The organism is Halopseudomonas sp. L-58, from assembly GCF_056859475.1.
In genome coordinates, this window is the sequence record NZ_JBSXON010000086.1 from 30419 (window position 1) to 52507 (window position 22089).

Genomic DNA, 22089 nt, shown 5'->3' on the forward strand with positions numbered 1-22089 from the left:
TTCACTCCAGACGTCCGTTGCTTTCCCGCCGCACATAGGCCTGCACCTGATCATCAGGCAGACGCTCGAGCAGCGGGTTGTTCCAGTCCACGATTTCACCCAGTCCGATAACCAGCATGCCACCTGGAGCCAGCCGTCTGGCGAGCAGGTTCAGCAGGTCGCGACGACGCCAGCGACGGAAGTAGATGAGCAGGTTCTGGCAGAAAATGATATCCAGGTCCTGAATCGGAGCCTGGGCCAGTTCAAGAATATTGACGCGGGCAAAACAGACCCGATCACGCAGGGCATAGGCCACTTCATAACGGTCGTTGGCCAGCGGCTGCAGCCACTCCCGACGCTCACGTTCGTTGAGTCCGCCCAGCCGGGCGCCCGGATACACGGCAGTACGCCCCTGCTCCAGCGCCTTGTGGCTGATATCGGTTGCCCAGATCCCGTAGCCGCCCGGATGACCACCTGCCCGGCGCAGGCTCTGCTCGACCATGATGGCCATCGAGTAGGCCTCTTCACCGCTGGCGCAGCCCACACTCCAGAGCTGCAGCGGCCGCTCCTTGTCGCGCCCCTTGAGCAGCAGGTCGAGGTGGCGCCCTACCGCTTCGAAGGACGGGCGATGGCGCATGAAGCTGGTTTCGCGCACGGTCAGACGCTCGATCAGTGCCGACCACTCGACGGCGCCAGCAGCGCCGTTGGTGACGTACTCGAAGTAGGTCTGATAGTCGGCCAGGTTGAGCTCGCGCATGCGCGCGCCCAGGCTAGTCTGCAGAAAGGTCTTGCGCTGGTCGCTGACGCACACGCCCGTACGCGCCTCCAGCAGCGTTTGCCACTGACGAAACTGCTGCCCATCCATTTCCGGCAGCGGTTGCAACGACCAGTTTTGCGTTGTCTGCACGTAAGCCCCTCGTACTCAGCGTCCTCGGGTGGCACCGGGTGCCACCCGTATCAGCTTAGTCGCCCTGCTGCGGCAAGGTGAAACCATCGACCGACTGACGCATCGCCTCGGCCAGTTTCGCCAACTCGCCAATGCTGCGAGCGGTCGCGGTCGTACCGGCAGACGTCTGCGAGGTAATTTCCTGAATCACGTTCATGGTGTTGGAAATGTGACCAGCGGACGACGCCTGCTGACGTGCTGCGTTGGAGATGTTCTGAATCAACGCCGCCAGACTGGTCGATACCTTTTCGATCTCTTCCAGGGCCACACCCGCGTCCTGAGCCAGGCGTGCACCACGTACCACCTCAGAGGTGGTCTGCTCCATCGAGATAACCGCTTCGTTGGTATCGGTCTGAATGGTTTTAACCAGCGCTTCGATCTGCTTGGTCGCACCGGAGGAACGTTCTGCGAGGCGCTGAACTTCGTCCGCAACCACCGCGAAGCCTCGACCGGCGTCACCGGCCATGGAGGCCTGGATCGCCGCGTTCAGAGCCAGAATGTTGGTCTGGTCGGCAATATCGTTAATCAGGCTGACGATGTCACCAATCTCCTGGGACGACTCACCAAGACGCTTGATCCGCTTGGAGGTGTCCTGAATCTGCTCGCGAATGGTATCCATGCCCACGATGGTGTTCTGCACCACCTCGTTACCCTTGTTGGCGATGGCTACCGAGCGCTCCGCTACCGCGGCCGACTCGGAGGCGTTGGCCGATACCTGGTCAATGGAGACCGCCATTTCGTTTACCGCCGCCGAGGCGCCCGCAATTTCCTGTGCCTGGTGCTCGGAGGCTTCGGCCAGATGCATCGCTGTGCCCTGGGTTTCCTGCGCGGCGCGCTCTACCTGCTGGGCGGTATGGTTGATGGTGCCTACCAGCGCACGCAGCTGGTCGATAGACTCGTTGATGGAGTCGGCAATCGCACCGGTAAAGTCTTCGGTTACCGTCGCCTGGGCCGTCAGGTCACCGTCGGCGAGATCGCCGATCTCGTCGAGCAGTCGCAGAATCGCGGCCTGGTCGCGCTGGGTTTTTTCCAGCGTCTCGTCCAGACGCAAACGGGTGTCGCGGGTCAGCTGGATACCGATCAACAGCAAACAGGTCAGCGCGATGGCGGCCAGCACGTAACCCAGGATGGTGTTGGCAACGCGTCCATCGGCATTGGCTTCAAAAGCCTGAGCCAGACTGGATGCATTCTCCAGCAGCGACTGCGAGTCGGTAAAGATATCGTTGGCGGCGGTACGTACCTGATACAGCTCAGGGGAAGTCAGCAGAATCTGGTCAACCGAATCGGACACATAGCGGAACAGTGACTGGATTTCCTGCAGCCGGCTGGCGGCGTCTGCATCCGCCACCCGGGTTATCCCGATACTGGCGTTACCCTCGATCATGCCCTGCAGTACGCGCCCGAACAGGCTGGCGTCACGCCCGAAGCTGTCGGCCGCCATCACCGCGTCTTCGTCACCTTCCAGTACCCGGTTCACCGAACCAAGAATCCGCTCGGCCAGCAGTGACTGGCGCTGGGCAATAGCGACCTGATCGGCCGGCGCATTGCTGGCGATCAGCACGTCTACCACATCTTCATACTCGACCTGCAGCTGCGGCACGGTATCGGACAGGGTTGCAGCAACTTCGTGCAGCGACAGAACCGTGCCCTGACTGGCGAGAATCGCGTCGGCATTGCGACGCACCTTGTCCCAGTCAGCCTGCAACTGGGCCTGCTGCCCGGCCATGCTGGCCGGCATCGGTGGCAAACCGGAGGCGGCGTCACCCTTGACCAGATAGTCCCAGCGTTGCTGGAAGTCGTTACGCGCGCTGAGCAACAGACCGAAGGCTTCCGGCGTACCGGTGGCAGCTTCGGTTGCCGACTTGGAGATCTGCTGGGACAGAACCCGCAGCTCGCCGGCGTGACCAATGTATTCGGTATCACGGGAGCTCTGCGTATTCAGGTACAGGAAGTTGGCGATCAGCAACACCAGCGACAGCAGCAGAATGGCACCCAGGCCAAGTACCGTCCGGTTGCTTCGCAAGGAAGACAGCGTCTGTGTATCAAGTATCTTCATTTTACTGGCCCCTACCTGGCCTACGGCTTTTTTCTGGCTAACATGCTCCGGCGCGACCGGCGTTCAGCACCGGTAGCGCCAATTCCGATCAGATGGCTACATCGAGAAAATCCTGATCACGTGCCAGTGCGCGAAAATTGAACACCAGCGCTTCACGCTCGCCCTGGTATCCCCCAACAACATAGGGCCGCACACGCGGCTCCAGCTCCGGCAGCTCGGTACTGAAGGTACTGACCGGCAGGTGCTGCATCCCCAGCACTTCATCCACCAGCAGACCGACAAACAGATCGTCACGGTCCAGCACCAGCACCCGGCGCTGCTTACGCCCGCCACTGGCAGCCACACCAAAGAAACGGCTCAGATCGATGATCGGTAACAGGCGTCCACGCACGTTCGCCACGCCCCGAACCCAGGCCTTGACCCTGGGCAGTGCGGTGTAGCGCGGTTCGTGAAGAATTTCGGTGATTTCGCCCATTGCGGCCAGCATGACGTGACCGGCAAGGCGAAAGCCGACACCACTCCAGGTTTCGCTGACCTCATCCTGCGATGGAAGGCCGGCCGCCTGCAGGCGGCACTGGTCAGCGAGTTGCTGCAGCAGTTCAAAAGGATGTTGAGTGTCTGACATGCCGTCCCTGTTCTCATTCTTATCCGGCACAGAAGGCGCCGGTAACTAGCTGCCGAGCACGGTTTTCAGCGTCTTGATCAGGGTGGACTCATCTACCGGCTTGGTCAGATAGTCCTTGGCGCCCTGCCGGGTACCCCAAACCTTGTCGGTTTCCTGATCCTTGGTAGTCACGATGATGACCGGAATATGATTGGTTTCGGGATCCTTGGTCAGTTGGCGCGTCGCCTGAAAACCGTTGAGCCCCGGCATGACGATATCCATCAGTACCGCGTCGGGCTTTTCCTGCCGGGCCAGCGCCACCCCATCGGCACCGTTCTCGGCCTTGAGGACCTCGTAACCGTGTTTCTCCAGCATGCCGGTCAGCTTGTACAGCTCGGTCGGCGAATCATCTACTACCAAAATGCGAGCCATCAGACTCCCCCGGGTTGTTCTTCGAATGAGTTAGTGCTCAGGCGCCAGCGGCGCCCGCAACATGACCGCCCTGCGGGACATGAGCGCGGATGGCTCCCAGCAGCTCTTCCTTGCTGAACGGTTTGGTCAGGTATTGATCGGAACCGACGATCCGGCCCTTGGCCTTGTCAAACAGACCGTCCTTGCTGGACAGCATGATCACCGGTGTCGCCCGGAAGGCACTGTTGTTCTTGATCAGGGCACAGGTCTGATAGCCGTCAAGGCGCGGCATCATGATGTCGACAAAGATGATGTCCGGGTGGTTGTCGGCAATCTTGGCCAGCGCGTCAAAGCCGTCAACCGCCGTGATTACATTACAGCCGACCTTCTTCAGCAGGGTCTCGGCCGTGCGTCTGATCGTCTTGCTGTCATCAATCACCATGACTTTGAGGCTTTCGAAATTTTCTTCCATAAGACCAGCCTTTGTTATTGATGGAGGGTCGATTCAGAAGGCTGCTGCGCGGCACCCCCTCGACCAGCCAATTCCCTTTCCGCGTACTTTTAGCATAGATTCGGCGGTCAATCTATAAAGCAGAAGCGCCACCGAGACAACATTGCACTCCTGTCCGCACTGGCTGCGCAGACCGTCTGGCGCTACACTCGACTCCCTTCCGAAACAGCCAGGAAAGCACACATTCTATGCGCATTCGCCTCGGTATCGTCATGGATCCCATCAGCGCGATCCAATACAAAAAGGACAGTTCTCTGGCCATGCTGCTGGCCGCCGCCGCCCGCGACTGGGAGCTCCTCTACATGGAGCCCCAGGACCTCTACCTCGCCAACGGCAAGGCCATGGGCTGCCTTCGTCCGCTCCAGGTACACGCCAACCCGGATCACTGGTATGACCTGGGCGAACAGCAACAGGCCCCGCTGGACTCCCTTGATGTGATCCTGATGCGCAAGGATCCGCCATTCGACAACGAATTCCTCTACGCGACACACATCCTGGAAGCGGCTGAGCGCGACGGTGTACTGATCGTCAACCGCCCGGCCAGTCTGCGCGACTGCAACGAGAAACTGTTCGCCACCCAGTTCCCGCAATGTGCACCGGATCACATCGTGACCCGCCGCGCGGACATTCTCCGCGAATTCGCCACCCGGCACCGTGACGTTATTCTCAAACCGCTCGACGGGATGGGCGGCTCCATGATTTTCCGTATAAGGGAGGGCGACCCCAACCTGAGCGTCATCATCGAGACCCTGACCGTGCATGGCACCCAGCAGATCATGGCTCAACGCTACCTGCCGGAGATCAAGGATGGCGACAAGCGCATCCTGATGATCAAGGGCGAGCCGGTGCCCTACTGCCTTGCACGCATCCCCCAGCAGGGCGAAACCCGTGGCAACCTGGCCGCCGGCGGCCGTGGCGAGGCGCGTCCGTTAACCGAGCGCGACCGCTGGATCGCCGAGCAGGTCGGCCCTGCGCTGCGCGAACGCGGGCTGTTGTTTGTCGGCCTGGATGTCATCGGCGATTATCTCACCGAGATCAACGTGACCAGCCCGACCTGCATCCGAGAGATCGACGCCGCCTACGATACCGATATCGGCGGCCGCCTGATGGATGCCATCGAGGAACTGCTGCAGGCCCGCTGACCGCCCTCACGCCGCCGGACAGCAAGATTCGGCGGCGTGACGCAGCACATGGACTTTTGCGGCCACCGCGGGCAGACTTCACCGGACAGTGACAGCACCCAGCACATGGATCGCATGAACAACGCAGCACCGCCCCTTGCCAGCAACAGCCCGCCGACCGTCACCTCCCGTGACCGTCTCGGCTTCACCCTGTTTCTGGCTGCGGTCCTGCACGCTTTGGTCATCCTTGGCATTACTTTCGATATCCCGACCCCCAGCGAGCTGTCGAAAAGCCTCGAAATCACCCTGGCCACCCAGCAAAGCGAAGCGCCCCCCGAGGACGCCGACTACCTCGCCCAGATGAACCAGCAGGGCAGCGGTACACTCGAAGAAAAGGCTGCCCCCAGCACCACCGAGGAAGCTCCCTTCCAGGACAGCGAAATCAACCGGGTCAGCCCGCCGCCGCAGGTCAGCGCGCCGCCGCCCGCGCCGGTGCAGCAAAAGACGGTGACGACTACCGCGCCGAGTCAGCAGCGGGTAACCACCGCACCGCCCAGCCCGAAGCCGCTGCCGGCACCCGCAGCGCAACTGCGCTTCGACATGAATGATCTGTCACGCGAAATCGCCAGCCTGGAAGCCCAGCTCGCCGAGGAGCGACAGGCCTACGCCAGACGGCCGCGCATCCTGCGCCTCAATGCCGCATCGACCATGCAGGACAAGGGGGCGTTCTACAAGGATGCCTGGCGGCGCAAGGTAGAGCAGGTCGGCAACCTCAACTATCCGGCGCAAGCCCGAGCCAACCGCATCTACGGCAGCCTGCGCCTGCTGGTGCAGATCAACCGCGACGGCACCCTGCGCGATGTGCAGATCCTCGAGTCCTCCGGTGAACAGGTTCTGGATCAGGCCGCCATGCGCATCGTACGCTTGGCCGCGCCCTTCATGCCCTTTACCGGCGACCTGATGGATATCGACGTGCTGGAGATCATTCGCACCTGGCGCTTCGAGCCGGGCGACCGGGTATCCAGTTTCTGACCGGAAAACCAGCGGCCAGACCGGCAATTCGGTCCTTGCCCTGCCCGGCCTTCGACCCAATACTATGGGCATTATGCAGACGACACCGAGCAACCTCACCCACCATTTCCTGATCGCCATGCCGCATATGGCTGATCCGCGTTTCGATCACAGCCTCATCTACCTTTGCGAGCACAGCCCGGAAGGCGCCATGGGCCTGATAGTCAACCAGCCAAGCGAACTCAACCTCAGTGATCTGCTCGACCAGCTGGCGCCAGATGTTACCGCGGGTATCGACGTCACCGTACTCAATGGCGGCCCGGTGGAAACCGAGCGCGGTTTCGTGCTGCACGACGGTGAGCGCAACTGGGAGTCGAGCGTGGATCTCGGCCCGCTGAAGCTGACCACATCGCGCGACATTCTCAGCGCCATGGCGCGGGGCGATGGCCCGGATCGAGTGCTGATTACCCTTGGCTACGCCGGCTGGGGTGCCGGCCAGCTGGAGCAGGAGCTGGCCGAAAACGTCTGGCTGAGCTGCCCGGCCGATCACGGCATCCTGTTCAATTTGCCCTGGGAGCAGCGCCTGACCGCCGCCGCACGCTCGCTCGGGGTGGACTGGAGCCTGCTGACCAGCCAGGCGGGCCACGCCTGATGCCGACCGCCCATCGCCGCGCCATGGCATTCGACTACGGCACCCGGCAGATCGGCGTTGCCGTCGGCCAGACCCTGACCGGCAGCGCCGAGCCACTGACCAACCTGCGCGCCCGTGACGGCGTGCCGGACTGGGAGCAGATCGCCCGACTGATTCGCGAGTGGGAGCCGAACGTCCTGGTCGTCGGTCTGCCCCTGAACATGGACGGCAGCGCCAGCGATATGAGCGAACGTGCCGCTCGCTTCGCCCGCCGCCTGAACGGCCGTTTTCAACTGCCGGTCGAGACCGTCGACGAGCGCCTTAGTACCTTTGAAGCCAAACAACACCTCAAGTCGCAGGGACGCACACCGAGCAGCTACCGGGATGACCCGGTCGACAGCCTCGCCGCCGCCCTGCTGCTGCAGACCTGGCTGAGCGGCCAGAGCAAGGAGACACCATGAGTACACTTCCCGCGGTCGACAGCCTGCTGAGCAGCATGGCCGACCAGTTGCGCGCCCATCTGGACGCGCGGCAGATCAGCGACCCGGCCTTTGTCGGCATTCATACCGGCGGTGTCTGGGTTGCCGATGCCCTGCATGCTGCCGTCGCACCCGAGGCGCCGATGGGCACGCTGGATATCGCCTTCTACCGCGATGACTTCGAGCAGCACGGCCTGCCGCAACGGGTACGCCCGTCCGAGCTGCCGTTCGGTGTCGACGACCGTCACATCATTCTGGTCGACGACGTGCTGATGACCGGACGCACCATCCGCGCCGCGCTCAACGAACTGTTCGATTACGGCCGCCCGGCCTCGGTAACCCTGGTCACCCTGATCGACGTCGACGCCCGCCAGCTGCCGATCCGCGCCGACATCCTTGGCGCCACTCTGGCCCTGACAGAAGGCCAGCGGGTAAAATTGACCGGACCCGCCCCGCTGCACCTGACCCTGACCGACGCCGCCACCAATTGAGATCGCCATGAGCCTGACGCCGCATCACCTGCAACTCAACCAACAGGGCCAGCTGCGCCACTTCCTGACCATTGAAGGGCTATCGCGCGAGCTGCTGACCGAACTGCTCGATACCGCCGACTCCTTCCTCGAAGTCGGTGAACGTGCGGTCAAAAAGGTCCCGCTGCTGCGCGGCAAGACGGTCTGCAACGTGTTCTTCGAGAACTCGACCCGGACCCGCACCACCTTCGAGCTGGCGGCCAAGCGGCTGTCGGCCGACGTACTCAACCTGAATATCTCGACCTCGTCGACCAGCAAGGGCGAAACCCTCTACGACACCCTGCAGAATCTGGAGGCGATGGCGGCCGACATGTTCGTGGTGCGTCACGGCGATTCCGGCGCGGCGCACTTTATCGCCGAGCGGGTCTGCCCGGACGTCGCCGTGATCAACGCCGGCGACGGCAACCACGCGCACCCGACCCAGGCGATGCTCGACATGCTGACCATCCGTCGCCACCGCGGCGACTTCGAGAACCTTTCGGTCGCCATCGTCGGCGACATCCTGCATTCGCGGGTCGCGCGCTCCAATATGCTCGCCCTGAAAACCCTTGGCTGCCCGGATATCCGCGTGATCGCCCCACGCACCCTGCTACCCGAAGGCATCGACCAGTACGGCGTACGGGTCTTCAACGATCTGCGTGTCGGGCTGCGCGACGTCGACGTGGTCATCATGCTGCGCCTGCAGAAGGAGCGCATGCAGAGCGGCCTGCTGCCCAGCGAGAGCGAGTTCTACAAACTCTACGGCCTGACCCGCGAGACTCTCGCGCTGGCCAAGCCCGATGCGCTGGTCATGCACCCGGGCCCGATCAACCGCGGCGTCGAAATCGAATCGGAAGTCGCCGACGGCCCGCAATCGGTGATTCTCAAGCAGGTGACCTACGGCATCGCCGTGCGCATGGCCGTCATGTCGATGGCCATGACCGGACAAACCACCCAGCGCCAGCTCAACCAGGAAGCGAACTGAACCATGCGACTGACGATTGAAGGCGCCCGGGTGATCGACCCCGCCAGCCAGTTTGATGAAATTACCGATCTGCATATCGCCGCCGGCCACATTCTGGCCCTCGGCGCTGCCCCCGAGGGCTTCAGCCCCAACCAGCGCATTGACGCCCGCGGCCTGATTGCCTGCCCGGGCCTGGTGGACCTCAACGTTTCCCTGCGCGAGCCCGGCTACAGTCGCAAGGGCAGTATCGCCAGCGAGACCCGTGCCGCCGCCGCCGGTGGCGTGACCACCCTGTGCTGCCCGCCGGACAGCCGCCCGGTGCTGGACACCCCGGCCGTGGCCGAGCTGATTCTGGATCGCAGCCAGGCTGCCGGCAACGCCCGCGTCCTGCCCATCGGCGCCCTGACCAAGGGACTGGAGGGCGAGCAACTGAGTGAACTGGTCGCCCTGCGCGACGCCGGCTGTGTCGCCTTTACCCAGGGGCTGCGCCCGATGGGGAGCAACCGTATTCTGCGCCGCGCGCTCGAATATGCGGCGACCTTCGGCCTGACCATCATTTTCACCCCGCAGGATGCCGACCTGGCCGAAGGCGGCATGGCCCATGAGGGTCCGACGGCCTCGCGGCTGGGTTTGGTGGGCATTCCGGAAAGCGCCGAAACCGTTGCCCTGGCCCGTGACCTGCTGCTGATCGAACAAACTGGTGTACGCGCCCACTTCAGCGGCCTGACCAGCGCCCGCGCGATGGATATGCTGGCCGACGCCCAGGCCCGCGGCCTGCCGGTGACCGCCGATGTTGCCGCTTACCAACTGCTGCTCTGCGACGAGGACCTGACCGGCTTCTCCAGCCAGCTGCACGTCATGCCTCCGCTGCGCTCCGCCGACGACCGGCGTGCTCTGCGCCAGGCCGTGCAGAGCGGCGTGGTGCAGGCCATCGCATCGCATCATCAGCCGCACGAAGCCGAAGCCAAGCGGGTGCCCTTTGCCGCCTCGGCACCGGGCATCAGCAGCGTCGAGATCCTTCTGCCGCTGACCATGACGCTGGTGGCCGACGGCCTGCTGGAAATGCCTGCAGCGCTGTCCCGGGTCACCACCGGACCGGCCGCTGCGCTCGGACTGTCAGCCGGCCAGCTGTCGCTGGGCGGCGCTGCCGACATCACCCTGTTCGACCCGGCTCAGGCCTGCGAAATCGGCCGCAACTGGCTGTCCCGCGGGGCCAACTGCCCGTTCATCGGCAAAGGTGCGCCGGTGGCCGTCACCCACACCCTGTACGGCGGAAAGCTGGTATATCAGACCCATTGACCCGAACGCCGGTCGAACGCCGCGCATGACACAACACTAAGCGATTGGAAGGAGCCCTGGCATGGCCGCATTCGGCTTGCGTGGCAAATCACTGCTGGCCCTGGTGCTGGCCTGCCTGCTGGCACTGGTACCTGCCGGCCTGATCGGCTGGTCGGTACTCAACGGCATTCACGAACACTTTGGCGAGGCCTACGCACGCAATGCGACGCTGCTGAGCCGGGAAAAGATCAGCGCGCCGATCAGCCGCGAGCTGGCGCTGTCGTTGCGCTTCGCCAATTCTGCGGTGACCCGTCAGTGGCTGCTTGATCCGGATGATCCGACCAAGGCTGATCTGTTCTTCCGTGAAGCGGAGCTGTACCGAGCCGACTTCCGCGACCATGCCTACTTTATCGGCCGCCTGGATAGCCTCGGTTACTACTTCAACGGTGGCGACCAGCCCCCCAGTACCGAGCCACGCTATATCCTCAATCCCGAATCCGACGCCGACAGCTGGTTCTTCAGCACCCTGCGCAACACAGATAACTACAACATCAACGTCGACACCAACCCCGAGCTGGACACCACCAAGGTCTGGCTCAACATGGTGGTCAAGGATGACGACGGCAGCGTGCTGGCGCTGGCGGGATCCGGGCTGGATCTGTCCACCTTCATTCGCGACTTCATCACCAGCGATGATCCGGGCGTCACCCCGATGATCATCGATGCCGACGGTGCCATCCAGGCGCACAGCGATCGCAGCCTGATCGCCCTCAACTCGGGTGCCGACGCCAACAAGGGCAGCGGCGCCAATCTGCTCAGTCTGGTCAGCGAACGTGACCGTGCAGCGGTTGCCGCAGCCATTGCCGAGGTCGCCACCGACCCGGGCGGAGTCCGCACCCTGCCGGTAGAGCTGCAGGGCACCACCGAGTTGCTGGCCCTGACCTTTATCCCGGAGCTGAACTGGTACGTGGTCAACGCCATCGACCTGACTACCGCCGAAGTCATCGACAGCACCTGGCTGACACCGCTGCTGATCGGGCTGGCCGCCCTGCTGATCCTGCTGGTGCTGATTTTTGCGGTCGCTATCGAGCGCCTGCTGCTCGGCCCGCTGCGCCAGCTCAAGCGCGGCGCGCAGGCGATGGCTGCAGGCAACTACGACGTTGCCATGCCGGCCGGCCGCGACGACGAGATCGGCGAATTGAGCGACGCTTTCGGCATCATGGCGGCCAAGGTCCGCAGTCACACCCAGGAACTGGAACAGCGGGTTCAGGAGCGCACCTGTGATCTGGAGCAGGTCAACCAGCAGATGCATGCGGCACGCAAGAAGATCGAGGACTCGATCGATTACGCCAGCCTGATCCAGCGCTCGATCCTGCCCAACCGCGAACTGGTCAATGCGCTCGGTGAACATCACGCCGTGCTCTGGCGCCCGCGGGACGTGGTCGGCGGCGACTTCTACATCTTCCGCAATGAGCAAAGTCACTGCCTGTTCGGTGTCGTCGACTGCGCCGGTCACGGTGTACCCGGCGCACTGATGACCATGCTGGCGCACGCAGCGCTGGACCAGGCCATCAACGATTGCGGCATGCACGACCCGGCAGCGATCCTGCGCCGTACCGATCAGATCGTCCGGCACATGCTCAGCGACTCGCCGGAGACCAAGTCGGTTGCCACCAATATGGACGTCGGCCTTGCCTATGTTGATCTGGAGCAACGCCAGGTCACCTTCGCCGGTGCGAAGATAGCGCTATATCACTGTGACGGTGGTACGGTTTCCCACTTGCCGGGAGCGCGCCGTGCGCTCGGCGACAAGCGACAGGGCGACTACCATAACCAGCAGATCGCATTGCAGCCCGGGCGCACCTTTTATCTGTGCACCGATGGCTTCCTTGACCAGGCCGGCGGCGAGCGCGGGTTCGGTTTCGGCAACAGCCGATTCGCCGATATGCTGCGCCGCCATGCCAGTCTGCCACTGAACGAGCAAAGTGCCGCCTTCAGCGATACACTGGCCGCCTATCAGGGCGACTATCCGCAGCGCGATGACATCACCATGCTGTGCTTCCGATTTGACTGAGCAAACGCCCGACCGCACAGGAGTTGTAATGGACCATATCGACCTGTTCGCGATGCGCGAACAATTCAACAGCCAGCAGATCCTGCTGTGCTTCAACGGCCCCATCTCGCGCAGCCTGATCGAAGAGATCGGCAACGCATTGCGTAACTATCTGGCCGCCGATAGCGCACCGACTTCCGCTGCCATGGATGTTTTTGCCGTCTACATCGAAATGACCCAGAATATCAGCCATTACACCCGGGCCAAGGGTTGGAACGAGCAGGAGGCTGGCGCCACCGTGGTCGTATCACGGGATGAGGACGGACGGTATATCGTGTCGGCAGGCAACCTGATCGAAAGCGCCGACGGGGAAAATCTGGTCAGTTCGATTGCCCGGCTGGCAGAACTGGACAAAGCCGGCCTGAAGGCAGCCTACAAGGAGCAACTGCGTCGCCCGCGCGACGCCGAGCGCCCCTCCGGCGCGGGCCTGGGCCTGATTGACATTGCCCGCAAATCCAGCGCCCCGCTGCAGGCCTCGCTGCAGCCCGTCGCCAACGGTCGCAGCTTTTTCAGCCTGCGCGCCGTGATCTGACCGAACCAAGAGCCAAGCACCTATGAACGATTTCAGCATCCCCAGCTCGCAATCTACACCGGAAGTACGCAGCGACTGGAACGCCGGCCATCTGCATATGGCCGGCGACTCCTATCCGGAAAATTCCTTTGACCTGTTTCAGCAGGTGTTCGACTGGATCGAGTCCTATCTCGATCAGGCAGGCGCTCCACTGAGCCTTGAGCTGCGTCTGCTGTACCTGAACACCAGCAGCGTGAAGGCCATGATGGACGTTTTCGACCTGCTGGAAGCCGCCCATCAGGACGGCAAGCAAGTTGCGGTCAACTGGTACTACGACCCGCAGAACGAGCGTGTCGCCGAGCTGGCAGAAGAATTCAAGGAAGACTGTACCTTCAATTTCAACATCATCAGTCACCCCTGAGCACGCCATGAAAGGAAACAAAGAGGACCTCGAAGCGCAGATTCCACGGCTACTGGAGCAAACCGAGCTCCAGCAGAGTCCTCTGTATGCGCCGCTGAACGAGCTGTGGTCAGCCCATCAGGATCTGGCCCGTCGAATCGACCGCATCAGTCACATCTCCGACGGATTCCAGAGCATGGCCCGGCAGCGCGAGCAGTCGCTGACCGAGCGACTGAACAAGCAATTGCGTCAACTGGAGAAGGTGGCCCGCATCTCGGACCGCTATCAGAACATGATGCGCGACCTGAACGAGGCGCTGCGCGAAGCCTCCACCCACGACGCACTGACCGGCCTGGGTAATCGCCGCCTGTTGGTAGACCGCCTGAAGAAGGAAGCCGAGCGCTTCATCCGCTATCAGCGCCCGTTCAGCATCGCCATGCTGGATGTCGACCACTTCAAGAGCATCAATGATCGTTATGGCCACGAAGTTGGCGACGGCGCACTGATTGAGCTGGCGCGAGTGCTGGATGCCGAAATTCGGGACAGCGACCTGTGCGGTCGCTGGGGGGGAGAAGAGTTCCTGATTCTGCTGCCGGAAACCGGTACCGCCGAGGCGACCCTGGTGATGGAGCGGGTACGGTCCGCTGTCGAGCGACTGACCATCCGGGTGCAGGACGAGTCGGTCGGCATGACCGTCAGTATCGGCATCGCACAGCACAGCCCGAATAACAGCTATTCCGACACCATCAGCCAGGCCGATCACGCCCTGCTGGAGGCCAAGCGCGGCGGGCGCAACCAGCTGCATACCGCGACGGCCGGCTAGTCAGCCGACCGTCAGCGACTCAGAACCGCCGCGTGCGCGAGGCGACTTCTTCCTCTTCTTCCAGCGACAGGCCGTGGCTCAGCTGGTCCTGCATCAGGTGCTGACCGTCGGTTTCCGAGCCCAGCTTGATCATCAGACGCAGGTCGTTCGCCGAGTCGGCGTGCAACAGCGCATCTTCATAGGTGATCTCGCCGGCACTGTAGAGCTTGTAGAGCGCCTGATCGAAGGTCTGCATGCCCAATTCATTGGAGCGGGCCATTAACGGCTTGAGCTCATGCACCTCACCCTTGCGAATCATGTCGGCGGCCAGCGGCGTATTAAGCAGCACTTCGATGGCAGCACGACGGCCCTTGCCATCGGGCGTGGGAATCAGCTGCTGGGCAACAATCGCCTTGAGATTCAGTGACAGGTCCATCCAGACCTGCTGATGCATCTCGGTCGGGAAGAAGTGAATGATGCGGTCCAGCGCCTGGTTGGCGTTGTTGGCGTGCAGGGTAGCCAGACACAGGTGGCCGGTTTCGGCAAAGGCCACCGCGTGATCCATGGTTTCCTTGGTCCGCACCTCACCGATCAGAATCACGTCCGGCGCCTGACGCAAGGTGTTCTTCAGCGCCACCTCGAACGAGTCGGTATCAATACCGACCTCGCGCTGGGTGACAATGCAGTTCTGATGCTGGTGAATAAATTCGATCGGATCTTCGATGGAGATGATGTGCCCGCTGGAGTGCTTGTTGCGGTAGCCGATCATTGAGGCCAGCGAGGTCGACTTGCCGGTACCGGTAGCGCCGACGAAGATCACCAGGCCGCGCTTGGTCATGGCCAGCTGCTTCAGCACCTCCGGCAGCCGCAGTTCTTCCATGGTCGGAATGTTGACCTCGATACGGCGCAACACCATGCCCACCAGATTGCGCTGATAGAACGAGCTGACCCGGAACCGGCCAATGCCGCGCGCACTGATGGCGAAGTTGCATTCGCGCTTCTCGGCGAACTCGCGACGCTGCGCTTCGGTCATCACGCCCAGCACGGTTTCGCGGGTCTGCTCCGGCGACAGCGGAGTTTTGGTAACCGGCAGGATCTTGCCATTCACCTTCATGCTCGGTGGCACACCGGCGGTAATGAACAGGTCGGACGCACCCTTCTCGACCATCAACCGCAACAGCTTCTCGAACTCCATGGGTTGCCTCTACTTTCCTTCATGGCGGCAGGCACACCGCCGCCGGCACTATTTGTTGAACTCAGAATCCGTCGGCGACCTTGGCTTTCTCACGGGCGCTTTCCTTGCTGACAAGGCCCTTGGCGACCAGCGACTTCAAACACATGTCGAGGGTCTGCATGCCGAGGTTGCCGCCGGTCTGGATCGCCGAGTACATCTGCGCAATCTTGTCTTCACGGATCAGGTTCCGGATCGCCGGTGTGCCGATCATGATTTCGTGCGCGGCGACCCGGCCGCCGCCGATCTTCTTCAGCAGCGTCTGGGAGATTACCGCCTGCAGTGACTCGGACAGCATCGAGCGCACCATGGCCTTTTCCTCACCGGGGAACACGTCGACGATACGGTCGATGGTCTTGGCCGCCGAGGTGGTATGCAGGGTGCCGAACACCAGGTGACCTGTTTCTGCCGCAGTCAGCGCCAGGCGAATGGTTTCCAGGTCGCGCATCTCGCCGACCAGAATGATATCCGGGTCTTCACGCAGTGCCGAGCGCAATGCTTCGGCAAAGCCAAGTGTGTCACGGTGCACTTCACGCTGGTTGACCAGACACTTCTTCGACTCGTGAACGAACTCGATCGGGTCCTCGATGGTCAGGATGTGCTGGTATTTGTTGCAATTGATGTAGTCGAGCATGGCCGCCAGACTGGTGGACTTGCCCGAGCCGGTCGGCCCGGTCACCAGCACCAGCCCGCGCGGCACATCGGAAATCTTCTTGAACACATCGCCCATGCCCAGATCTTCCATGGTCAGCACCTTGGAAGGAATGGTCCGGAACACCGCGCCTGCGCCACGATTCTGGTTGAACGCGTTAACCCGGAACCGGGCTACGCCGGGGACCTCGAACGAGAAGTCGGTCTCCAGGAACTCCTCGTAGTCCTTGCGCTGCTTGTCGTTCATGATGTCGTAGATCAGCGCATGAACCTGCTTGTGCTCCATCGCCGGTACGTTGATCCGGCGCACGTCGCCATCAACACGGATCATGGGCGGCAATCCTGCCGACAGGTGCAAGTCCGACGCGCCCTGTTTAGCGCTGAAGGCTAACAGCTCGGTAATATCCATAGGGTTCCCCATAACAACCTGCATGCATGTAGAATGCCCGCAGTGTCTATTCCATTGGCAAGGTATTAACGTCCGTAATGTCCACGATAGCAGAGAATATTGCAAACGTTCGTGAGCGCATCCGGCGGGCTGCAGAGGCGGCCGGACGGCCTCCGGAAGCGATCACCCTGCTGGCCGTCAGCAAGACCCGGCCCACCAGCGCCATTCGCGACGCCTGGGCCGCCGGGCTGAAGGATATCGGCGAAAACTACCTGCAGGAAGCCCTCGACAAGATGGCCGAGCTGAGTGATCTGCCCTTGCACTGGCACTTCATCGGCCCCATTCAATCGAACAAGACGCGTCCCATCGCCGAGCACTTCGACTGGGTGCACAGCGTCGATCGCCTGAAAATCGCCCAGCGCCTCTCTGACCAGCGCCCGGAACATCTGCCGCCACTGAATGTCTGCCTGCAGGTGAACATCAGCGCCGAAGACAGCAAATCCGGCGTATCGCTGGCCGAACTGCCCGAGCTGGCTGCCGCGGTCGCGGCGCTGCCGCGCATCCGGCTGCGCGGGCTGATGGCCATTCCGGCACCGGCCGAGACCAGCGAGGCACGCCGCGCGCCGCTGGCTGCGCTGCGCCAGGCTGCCCAAAGCCTGCCGCTGGACCTGGACACCCTGTCGATGGGCATGAGCGACGACCTGACCGAAGCGGTGCAGGAAGGCGCCACCATAGTGCGTATCGGCACCGCCCTGTTCGGGCAACGCCAGTACGCCAACACCTAACGCATGCTGAACGAGGTTTCCCTATGACTGCACCCGTAATCGGATTCATCGGCGCCGGCAACATGGCCACCAGCCTGATCGGCGGCATGCTGCAGAAGAACGTCAAGCCGGCAAACCTGATCGCCAGCGACACCAAGGCCGAGCAATGCGCGGCCCTGGAGCGCCAGTTCCATATCCGCACGACCACCGATAACGCGGTGCTGGCAGCCGAGTGCGACATCCTGCTGCTGGCGGTCAAGCCGCAGGTCATGCAGGACGTCTGCCGCGCCCTGCCGCGCAGCCGCAAGCCCGGCCAGCTGATCATTTCCATCGCCGCCGGCATCACCTGCAGCAGCCTGGAAAACTGGCTCGGCGCCGGTACCGCCATCGTCCGCTGCATGCCCAATACGCCGTCGCTGCGCGGCCAGGGCGTCAGCGGCCTGTATGCCAACGCCGCGGTCAGCGACGAGCAGCGTGAGCAGGCCGAAGGCATCCTCAACGCGGTCGGCATCAGTGTCTGGCTGGATGAGGAAAAGCTGATCGACGCCGTCACCGCGGTCTCCGGCAGTGGCCCGGCCTACTTCTTCTACCTGATGGAAGCGATGATCGACGCCGGCGAAAAACTTGGCCTGCCGCGCGACACCGCCGAGCGACTGGCGCTGTTCACCGGCCTGGGCGCCGCCGACATGGCGGTACACAGCGACGTCGACGTTGCCGAGCTGCGCCGTCGCGTCTGCTCACCCAACGGCACCACCGAACGCGCCATCGAAACCTTCCGCAGCCAGGGGTTGCCGAAGATGGTCGACGACGCCATGCAGGCCTGTGCCGACCGCGCAGCCGAAATGTCCCGCGAGCTTGCCTGAGGATTGATTGCCCATGAACAGCCTGAACACGGCCGCCATCTACCTGCTGCAAACCCTCGGCAATCTCTACCTGCTGGTAGTACTGCTGCGCTTTCTGCTGCAGCTGGTCCGCGCCGACTTCTATAACCCGATCTCGCAGTTCATCGTCCGTGCCACCAAGCCGCTGCTGATGCTGCTGCGCCGGATTATTCCCGGTTACGGCGGGCTGGACTTCGCCTCGCTGGTCCTGGCGCTGGCAATCCAGCTGGTGCTGATGGTGCTGATCATCAAGTTGATGGGCTACGCGCTGCCGAACATTATCCTGCTGGTCGCCTGGTCGGCCATTGGCATCCTCGCGCTGTTCGCCAAGATCTTCTTCTTCGCGCTGATCATCAGTGTAATCCTGTCGTGGGTCGCCCAGGGCAGCTACAACCCGGCGGTAACGCTGATCAACCAGTTGTGCGAGCCGCTGCTGGCACCGATCCGCAAGATCCTGCCGGCACTGGGCGGGCTGGACCTGTCACCGATCTTTGCCTTTATCGCCATTCGGCTGTTCGACATGCTGGTCATCGCCAACCTGGCAGCCGCGGCCAGCATGCCCCGTGGCCTGACGCTGGCACTCTGACGCCAGTGCCGTTCTACCACTGGCAAGGCGAGGATCTGATCCTCGACTGCCATCTGCAGCCCGGCGCCAAGCGCGCCGAGTTTGCCGGCCAGCATGGCGAACGGCTGAAGATCCGCATCAGCGCACCGCCCGTCGACGGCAAGGCCAACGACGCGCTGATGCGCTTTCTGGCCGACGCCTTTGCGGTCAGCCGCCAGCAGGTCAGCCTGCTCAGCGGCCAGAGCAGCCGGCAAAAACGCCTGCTGATAAAGCAGCCGCAGCAACTGCCCGAGGATCTGGGTATCAGCCGCGGCTGAATGTTGCACCGGGCCAACGCCCTCTTTAGACTGGCGCATCCATAATTGGCCCTTCGCCTGCCTGCTGTATCCCGGGAGTGATCCTCCCTACGAAGTCCGGCCAAGCGACACAGGAACAGGTTACCGATGTCCCGACTACCTGCTGACTCCGTCGGCCTGGTCACCCCCCAGCGCCAGACGTTTACCGACCCTCTTCCCCTGGCCTGCGGCACGCCGCTGAACAGCTACGAGCTGGTCTACGAGACCTACGGTGAGCTCAACGCCAGCGCCAGCAACGCGGTGCTGATCTGCCACGCCCTGTCCGGCCATCACCACGCCGCCGGCTACCACAGCGCCGACGATCGCAAACCGGGCTGGTGGGACAACTGCATCGGCCCCGGTAAGGCCATCGACACCAATCGCTTCTTCGTCGTCAGCCTGAACAACCTCGGCGGCTGCCACGGCTCCACCGGCCCGTCCAGCATCAACCCGGAAACCGGCAAGAGCTACGGCGCCAGTTTTCCGGTCGTTACCGTCGAAGACTGGGTGCACAGCCAGGCCAGGCTGGCCGACGTGCTGGGCATTCAGCAGTGGGCTGCGGTGGTGGGCGGCAGTCTTGGCGGCATGCAGGCGCTGCAGTGGGCGATCAGCTACCCGGAGCGCGTGCGTCACTGCGTGGCCATTGCCACCGCGCCCAAGCTGTCGGCACAGAACATCGCCTTCAACGAGGTGGCCCGGCAGGCAATCATTACCGATCCGGACTTCCACAACGGCGACTACGCCGCCTTTGGCGTGATCCCCAAGCGCGGCCTGATGCTGGCGCGCATGGTCGGCCACATTACCTACCTGTCGGACGACTCGATGGGCGCCAAGTTCGGCCGCGATCTGCGCTCCGATCAGCTCAACTACGACCTGACCAGCGTCGAGTTCGAGGTGGAAAGCTACCTGCGCTATCAGGGTCAGGAGTTCTCCGGTCGCTTCGATGCCAATACCTACCTGCTGATGACCAAGGCGCTGGACTACTTTGACCCGGCCGCGGCCAACGGTGGTGATCTGGCGCGCACACTGGCGGTGGTCCAGGCTCGCTGTCTGGTGATGTCGTTCACTACCGACTGGCGCTTCTCGCCGGCGCGCTCGCGCGAACTGGTCGACGGCCTGCTCGCCGCCCGCAAGGACGTCAGCTATCTGGAGATCGAAGCCGCCCAGGGCCACGACGCCTTCCTGCTGCCGATTCCCCGCTATATCGAGGCCCTGAGTGGCTACATGAACCGCATCGAGGTGAACCAATGAGCCTGCGCGCCGATCTGGAGATCATCCAGCAATGGATTCGCCCGGGCAGCCGGGTACTAGACCTGGGCTGCGGCGAGGGCCAGTTGCTGCGCCACCTGCGCGATCACAAGCAGGTGCAGGGCTACGGCCTGGAAATCGACCCGGACAAGATCAGCAGCTGTATCCGACACGGCGTCAACGTGATGGAGCAGAACCTCGACGAAAGCCTCGACAACTTCGAGGACAACAGCTTCGACACCGTGGTCATGACCCAGTCACTGCAGGCCATGCACTACCCCGACCGGGTACTGGAAGACATGCTGCGCATCGGCCACGAAGGCATTCTGACCTTCCCCAACTTTGCCCACTGGCGCTGCCGCTGGTATCTGGGCACCAAGGGCCGCATGCCGGTGTCCGAGTTCATGCCCTACACTTGGTACAACACCCCGAACATCCACTTCTGCACCTTCAAGGACTTCGAGCAGCTGTGCCGGGAGCGCAACATCAAGGTGCTGAACCGCCTGGTGGTCGACCAGACCCACCAGAGCAGCTGGTTGAGCGGCCTGTGGCCCAACATGCTGGGTGAAGTCGCGATCTACCGGGTCAGTCGCTAGTCCACTTTCGAGGAGAACTGCCATGTTTCGTCGTCTCTGCCTGCTGAGCCTGATGCTGCTCAGCCTCAACGTGTTCGCCGGCCCCGAGCCCACTCGCTTCGGTGATCTGGTGGTCTACCACAACGTATTCAACAGCACCCTGCTGCAGCCCGACATCGCCGCCAACGCCGGCCTCAAGCGCGGCCCGACCCACGGCGTGATCAACGTCGCCGTGCAGCGGCCGGACGGCAGCGCGGTCGACGCTATCCTCAAGGGCGAAGTGCGCAGCCTGATCGGCCAGCCGGTCGCGCTCGACTTCAACCGTATTCAGGAAGGCGACGCCATCTACTTTGTCGCCAACTACACCTCTACCCAGCGCGGCATTTTGCTGTTCAAAGTCGATATCCAGGCCGAAGAAGGCGCCATGGTGCACAGCCTGAGCTTCCAGCAGGAATTCTTCCCCGATGACCAATAAAACTGCCCTGCCCTTCAGTGAGTTGGTGCTCGCCAGCAACAACAAGGGCAAGCTCGCTGAACTCCAGGCCATGCTGGGTGACAGCATCACCGTCCGCCCGCAAAGCGACTTCACCGATATCGAAGCCGAGGAAACCGGCCTGACCTTCGTCGAAAACGCCCTGATCAAGGCGCGTCACGCCGCCCGCATCTCGGGCCTGCCGGCGCTGGCCGACGACTCCGGACTCGCGGTCGACGCCCTGGGCGGCGCACCCGGCATCTACTCTGCCCGCTACGCCGGCGGTGGCGGTGATGCCGCCAACAACGCCAAGCTGCTTGAAGCATTGAAGGACGTACCGGACGCCGAGCGCGGCGCCCAGTTCATCTGCGCACTGGCCCTGCTGCGCCACGCCGAAGATCCCATTCCCGTCATCTGCGAAGGCGCCTGGCAAGGCCGCATCCTGCATGCGCCCAGCGGCGAGCACGGTTTTGGCTACGATCCGCTGTTCTGGGTGCCGGAGCGCGACTGCTCCAGCGCCGAACTCAGTCCGCAAGAGAAGAATCAGTTGAGCCACCGGGCACGCGCCATGGCGCTGTTGAAAACCAGGCTGGGCCTGTGAAGCCACAAGCGGCAAGCGGCAAGCGGCAAGCAAACCCAAACGCCAGCACGGA

The 22089-nt window shown here is 62.8% G+C and carries 26 protein-coding genes; 19 read left to right on the forward strand and 7 right to left on the reverse strand.

The genetic code is table 11. The features are described from left to right. Position 1: 1 nt before the first annotated feature. From AC13EY_RS17905 to AC13EY_RS17925, 5 genes are all read right to left on the reverse strand, one after another. Positions 2-886, reverse strand: coding sequence for a CheR family methyltransferase (locus AC13EY_RS17905; RefSeq protein WP_269688462.1), 885 nt, complete (start codon positions 884-886; stop codon positions 2-4). 55 nt (positions 887-941) lie between these two features. Further along, positions 942-2981 (reverse strand): methyl-accepting chemotaxis protein, encoded by a 2040-nt coding sequence (locus AC13EY_RS17910; RefSeq protein ID WP_228247090.1) that lies wholly within the window; start codon positions 2979-2981, stop codon positions 942-944. An 88-nt stretch (positions 2982-3069) separates the two neighbouring features. Continuing rightward, on the reverse strand, positions 3070-3606 hold the full coding sequence (locus tag AC13EY_RS17915; protein ID WP_088276065.1) for a chemotaxis protein CheW: 537 nt from the start codon (positions 3604-3606) through the stop codon (positions 3070-3072). 45 nt (positions 3607-3651) lie between these two features. Beyond that, positions 3652-4017: a twitching motility response regulator PilH gene (gene pilH / locus AC13EY_RS17920; protein WP_088276064.1), complete on the reverse strand. Its 366-nt coding sequence runs from the start codon at positions 4015-4017 to the stop codon at positions 3652-3654. A 37-nt stretch (positions 4018-4054) separates the two neighbouring features. Beyond that, complete coding sequence (locus AC13EY_RS17925; RefSeq protein WP_088276063.1) at positions 4055-4468, reverse strand: response regulator; 414 nt, start codon at positions 4466-4468, stop codon at positions 4055-4057. A 227-nt stretch (positions 4469-4695) separates the two neighbouring features. Between AC13EY_RS17925 and gshB the strand changes: the two genes are divergently transcribed. From gshB to siaD, 11 genes are all read left to right on the forward strand, one after another. After that, positions 4696-5649: a glutathione synthase gene (gene gshB, locus AC13EY_RS17930; RefSeq protein ID WP_228247091.1), complete on the forward strand. Its 954-nt coding sequence runs from the start codon at positions 4696-4698 to the stop codon at positions 5647-5649. A 114-nt stretch (positions 5650-5763) separates the two neighbouring features. After that, positions 5764-6660: an energy transducer TonB gene (locus tag AC13EY_RS17935; RefSeq protein WP_228247144.1), complete on the forward strand. Its 897-nt coding sequence runs from the start codon at positions 5764-5766 to the stop codon at positions 6658-6660. Between the two features lie 70 nt (positions 6661-6730). Next, a complete protein-coding gene (locus AC13EY_RS17940; RefSeq protein WP_228247145.1) occupies positions 6731-7291 on the forward strand; it encodes a YqgE/AlgH family protein in 561 nt (186 codons plus the stop codon). Further along, positions 7291-7731: a Holliday junction resolvase RuvX gene (gene ruvX, locus AC13EY_RS17945; protein ID WP_088276060.1), complete on the forward strand. Its 441-nt coding sequence runs from the start codon at positions 7291-7293 to the stop codon at positions 7729-7731. The genes AC13EY_RS17940 and ruvX overlap by 1 nt, the downstream gene beginning before the upstream one ends. Continuing rightward, positions 7728-8240 (forward strand): bifunctional pyr operon transcriptional regulator/uracil phosphoribosyltransferase PyrR, encoded by a 513-nt coding sequence (gene pyrR / locus AC13EY_RS17950; RefSeq protein WP_228247092.1) that lies wholly within the window; start codon positions 7728-7730, stop codon positions 8238-8240. Before ruvX ends, pyrR begins: the two co-directional genes overlap by 4 nt. 7 nt (positions 8241-8247) lie before the next feature. Continuing rightward, on the forward strand, positions 8248-9243 hold the full coding sequence (locus AC13EY_RS17955; RefSeq protein ID WP_088276058.1) for an aspartate carbamoyltransferase catalytic subunit: 996 nt from the start codon (positions 8248-8250) through the stop codon (positions 9241-9243). Positions 9244-9246: 3 nt separating this feature from the next. Beyond that, positions 9247-10521, forward strand: a complete 1275-nt coding sequence (locus tag AC13EY_RS17960; RefSeq protein WP_088276057.1) for a dihydroorotase — start codon at positions 9247-9249, stop codon at positions 10519-10521. A 61-nt stretch (positions 10522-10582) separates the two neighbouring features. After that, on the forward strand, positions 10583-12574 hold the full coding sequence (gene siaA / locus AC13EY_RS17965; protein WP_228247093.1) for a biofilm regulation protein phosphatase SiaA: 1992 nt from the start codon (positions 10583-10585) through the stop codon (positions 12572-12574). 28 nt (positions 12575-12602) lie between these two features. Further along, on the forward strand, positions 12603-13145 hold the full coding sequence (gene siaB, locus AC13EY_RS17970; protein WP_228247094.1) for a biofilm regulation protein kinase SiaB: 543 nt from the start codon (positions 12603-12605) through the stop codon (positions 13143-13145). A gap of 22 nt (positions 13146-13167) precedes the next feature. After that, positions 13168-13545: a biofilm regulation phosphoprotein SiaC gene (siaC, locus tag AC13EY_RS17975; protein WP_228247095.1), complete on the forward strand. Its 378-nt coding sequence runs from the start codon at positions 13168-13170 to the stop codon at positions 13543-13545. Between the two features lie 7 nt (positions 13546-13552). Beyond that, complete coding sequence (gene siaD / locus AC13EY_RS17980; protein WP_228247096.1) at positions 13553-14347, forward strand: biofilm regulation diguanylate cyclase SiaD; 795 nt, start codon at positions 13553-13555, stop codon at positions 14345-14347. 19 nt (positions 14348-14366) lie between these two features. Here the strand turns inward: siaD and AC13EY_RS17985 are convergent, their stop codons facing one another. Beyond that, entirely contained in the window at positions 14367-15521 is a 1155-nt protein-coding gene (locus AC13EY_RS17985) for a PilT/PilU family type 4a pilus ATPase (RefSeq protein WP_228247097.1), read from the reverse strand. Between the two features lie 61 nt (positions 15522-15582). Beyond that, positions 15583-16617, reverse strand: coding sequence for a type IV pilus twitching motility protein PilT (locus tag AC13EY_RS17990; protein WP_088276051.1), 1035 nt, complete (start codon positions 16615-16617; stop codon positions 15583-15585). A gap of 77 nt (positions 16618-16694) precedes the next feature. On the opposite strand from AC13EY_RS17990, the gene AC13EY_RS17995 reads away from it, so the two are divergent. The 8 genes from AC13EY_RS17995 (at position 16695) to rdgB (ending at position 22037) form a co-directional block, all read left to right on the forward strand. Beyond that, positions 16695-17381, forward strand: coding sequence for a YggS family pyridoxal phosphate-dependent enzyme (locus AC13EY_RS17995; protein ID WP_228247098.1), 687 nt, complete (start codon positions 16695-16697; stop codon positions 17379-17381). Positions 17382-17404: 23 nt separating this feature from the next. Beyond that, positions 17405-18223, forward strand: a complete 819-nt coding sequence (gene proC / locus AC13EY_RS18000) for a pyrroline-5-carboxylate reductase (protein WP_228247099.1) — start codon at positions 17405-17407, stop codon at positions 18221-18223. A gap of 13 nt (positions 18224-18236) precedes the next feature. After that, complete coding sequence (locus tag AC13EY_RS18005; protein ID WP_228247100.1) at positions 18237-18827, forward strand: YggT family protein; 591 nt, start codon at positions 18237-18239, stop codon at positions 18825-18827. Between the two features lie 5 nt (positions 18828-18832). Beyond that, positions 18833-19123 carry a DUF167 family protein gene (locus AC13EY_RS18010; protein WP_228247101.1) on the forward strand — a complete coding sequence of 97 codons (291 nt, stop codon included), beginning with the start codon at positions 18833-18835 and terminating at the stop codon, positions 19121-19123. A 126-nt stretch (positions 19124-19249) separates the two neighbouring features. Beyond that, positions 19250-20392: a homoserine O-succinyltransferase MetX gene (gene metX / locus AC13EY_RS18015; protein WP_228247102.1), complete on the forward strand. Its 1143-nt coding sequence runs from the start codon at positions 19250-19252 to the stop codon at positions 20390-20392. A 2-nt stretch (positions 20393-20394) separates the two neighbouring features. Beyond that, complete coding sequence (gene metW / locus AC13EY_RS18020; protein ID WP_088276147.1) at positions 20395-20985, forward strand: methionine biosynthesis protein MetW; 591 nt, start codon at positions 20395-20397, stop codon at positions 20983-20985. A 22-nt stretch (positions 20986-21007) separates the two neighbouring features. After that, the gene (locus AC13EY_RS18025) at positions 21008-21439 is read left to right on the forward strand and encodes a DUF4426 domain-containing protein (protein ID WP_228247103.1); all 432 of its coding nucleotides are present in this window, start codon (positions 21008-21010) and stop codon (positions 21437-21439) included. Continuing rightward, entirely contained in the window at positions 21429-22037 is a 609-nt protein-coding gene (gene rdgB, locus AC13EY_RS18030) for an RdgB/HAM1 family non-canonical purine NTP pyrophosphatase (protein ID WP_228247104.1), read from the forward strand. Before AC13EY_RS18025 ends, rdgB begins: the two co-directional genes overlap by 11 nt. Positions 22038-22089: the final 52 nt, after the last annotated feature.

Excerpts from the sequence above, each read along its gene's own strand:
- AC13EY_RS17910 (WP_228247090.1), bottom strand. The coding sequence starts at position 2,981 with ATGAAGATACTTGATACACAGACGCTGTCTTCCTTGCGAAGCAACCGG.
- AC13EY_RS17915 (WP_088276065.1), bottom strand. The coding sequence starts at position 3,606 with ATGTCAGACACTCAACATCCTTTTGAACTGCTGCAGCAACTCGCTGAC.
- pilH (WP_088276064.1), bottom strand. The coding sequence starts at position 4,017 with ATGGCTCGCATTTTGGTAGTAGATGATTCGCCGACCGAGCTGTACAAG.
- AC13EY_RS17925 (WP_088276063.1), bottom strand. The coding sequence starts at position 4,468 with ATGGAAGAAAATTTCGAAAGCCTCAAAGTCATGGTGATTGATGACAGC.
- gshB (WP_228247091.1), top strand. The coding sequence starts at position 4,696 with ATGCGCATTCGCCTCGGTATCGTCATGGATCCCATCAGCGCGATCCAA.
- AC13EY_RS17935 (WP_228247144.1), top strand. The coding sequence starts at position 5,764 with ATGAACAACGCAGCACCGCCCCTTGCCAGCAACAGCCCGCCGACCGTC.
- ruvX (WP_088276060.1), top strand. The coding sequence starts at position 7,291 with ATGCCGACCGCCCATCGCCGCGCCATGGCATTCGACTACGGCACCCGG.
- pyrR (WP_228247092.1), top strand. The coding sequence starts at position 7,728 with ATGAGTACACTTCCCGCGGTCGACAGCCTGCTGAGCAGCATGGCCGAC.
- AC13EY_RS17955 (WP_088276058.1), top strand. The coding sequence starts at position 8,248 with ATGAGCCTGACGCCGCATCACCTGCAACTCAACCAACAGGGCCAGCTG.
- AC13EY_RS17960 (WP_088276057.1), top strand. The coding sequence starts at position 9,247 with ATGCGACTGACGATTGAAGGCGCCCGGGTGATCGACCCCGCCAGCCAG.
- siaA (WP_228247093.1), top strand. The coding sequence starts at position 10,583 with ATGGCCGCATTCGGCTTGCGTGGCAAATCACTGCTGGCCCTGGTGCTG.
- siaB (WP_228247094.1), top strand. The coding sequence starts at position 12,603 with ATGGACCATATCGACCTGTTCGCGATGCGCGAACAATTCAACAGCCAG.
- siaC (WP_228247095.1), top strand. The coding sequence starts at position 13,168 with ATGAACGATTTCAGCATCCCCAGCTCGCAATCTACACCGGAAGTACGC.
- siaD (WP_228247096.1), top strand. The coding sequence starts at position 13,553 with ATGAAAGGAAACAAAGAGGACCTCGAAGCGCAGATTCCACGGCTACTG.
- AC13EY_RS17985 (WP_228247097.1), bottom strand. The coding sequence starts at position 15,521 with ATGGAGTTCGAGAAGCTGTTGCGGTTGATGGTCGAGAAGGGTGCGTCC.
- AC13EY_RS17990 (WP_088276051.1), bottom strand. The coding sequence starts at position 16,617 with ATGGATATTACCGAGCTGTTAGCCTTCAGCGCTAAACAGGGCGCGTCG.
- AC13EY_RS17995 (WP_228247098.1), top strand. The coding sequence starts at position 16,695 with ATGTCCACGATAGCAGAGAATATTGCAAACGTTCGTGAGCGCATCCGG.
- proC (WP_228247099.1), top strand. The coding sequence starts at position 17,405 with ATGACTGCACCCGTAATCGGATTCATCGGCGCCGGCAACATGGCCACC.
- AC13EY_RS18005 (WP_228247100.1), top strand. The coding sequence starts at position 18,237 with ATGAACAGCCTGAACACGGCCGCCATCTACCTGCTGCAAACCCTCGGC.
- metX (WP_228247102.1), top strand. The coding sequence starts at position 19,250 with ATGTCCCGACTACCTGCTGACTCCGTCGGCCTGGTCACCCCCCAGCGC.
- AC13EY_RS18025 (WP_228247103.1), top strand. The coding sequence starts at position 21,008 with ATGTTTCGTCGTCTCTGCCTGCTGAGCCTGATGCTGCTCAGCCTCAAC.
- rdgB (WP_228247104.1), top strand. The coding sequence starts at position 21,429 with ATGACCAATAAAACTGCCCTGCCCTTCAGTGAGTTGGTGCTCGCCAGC.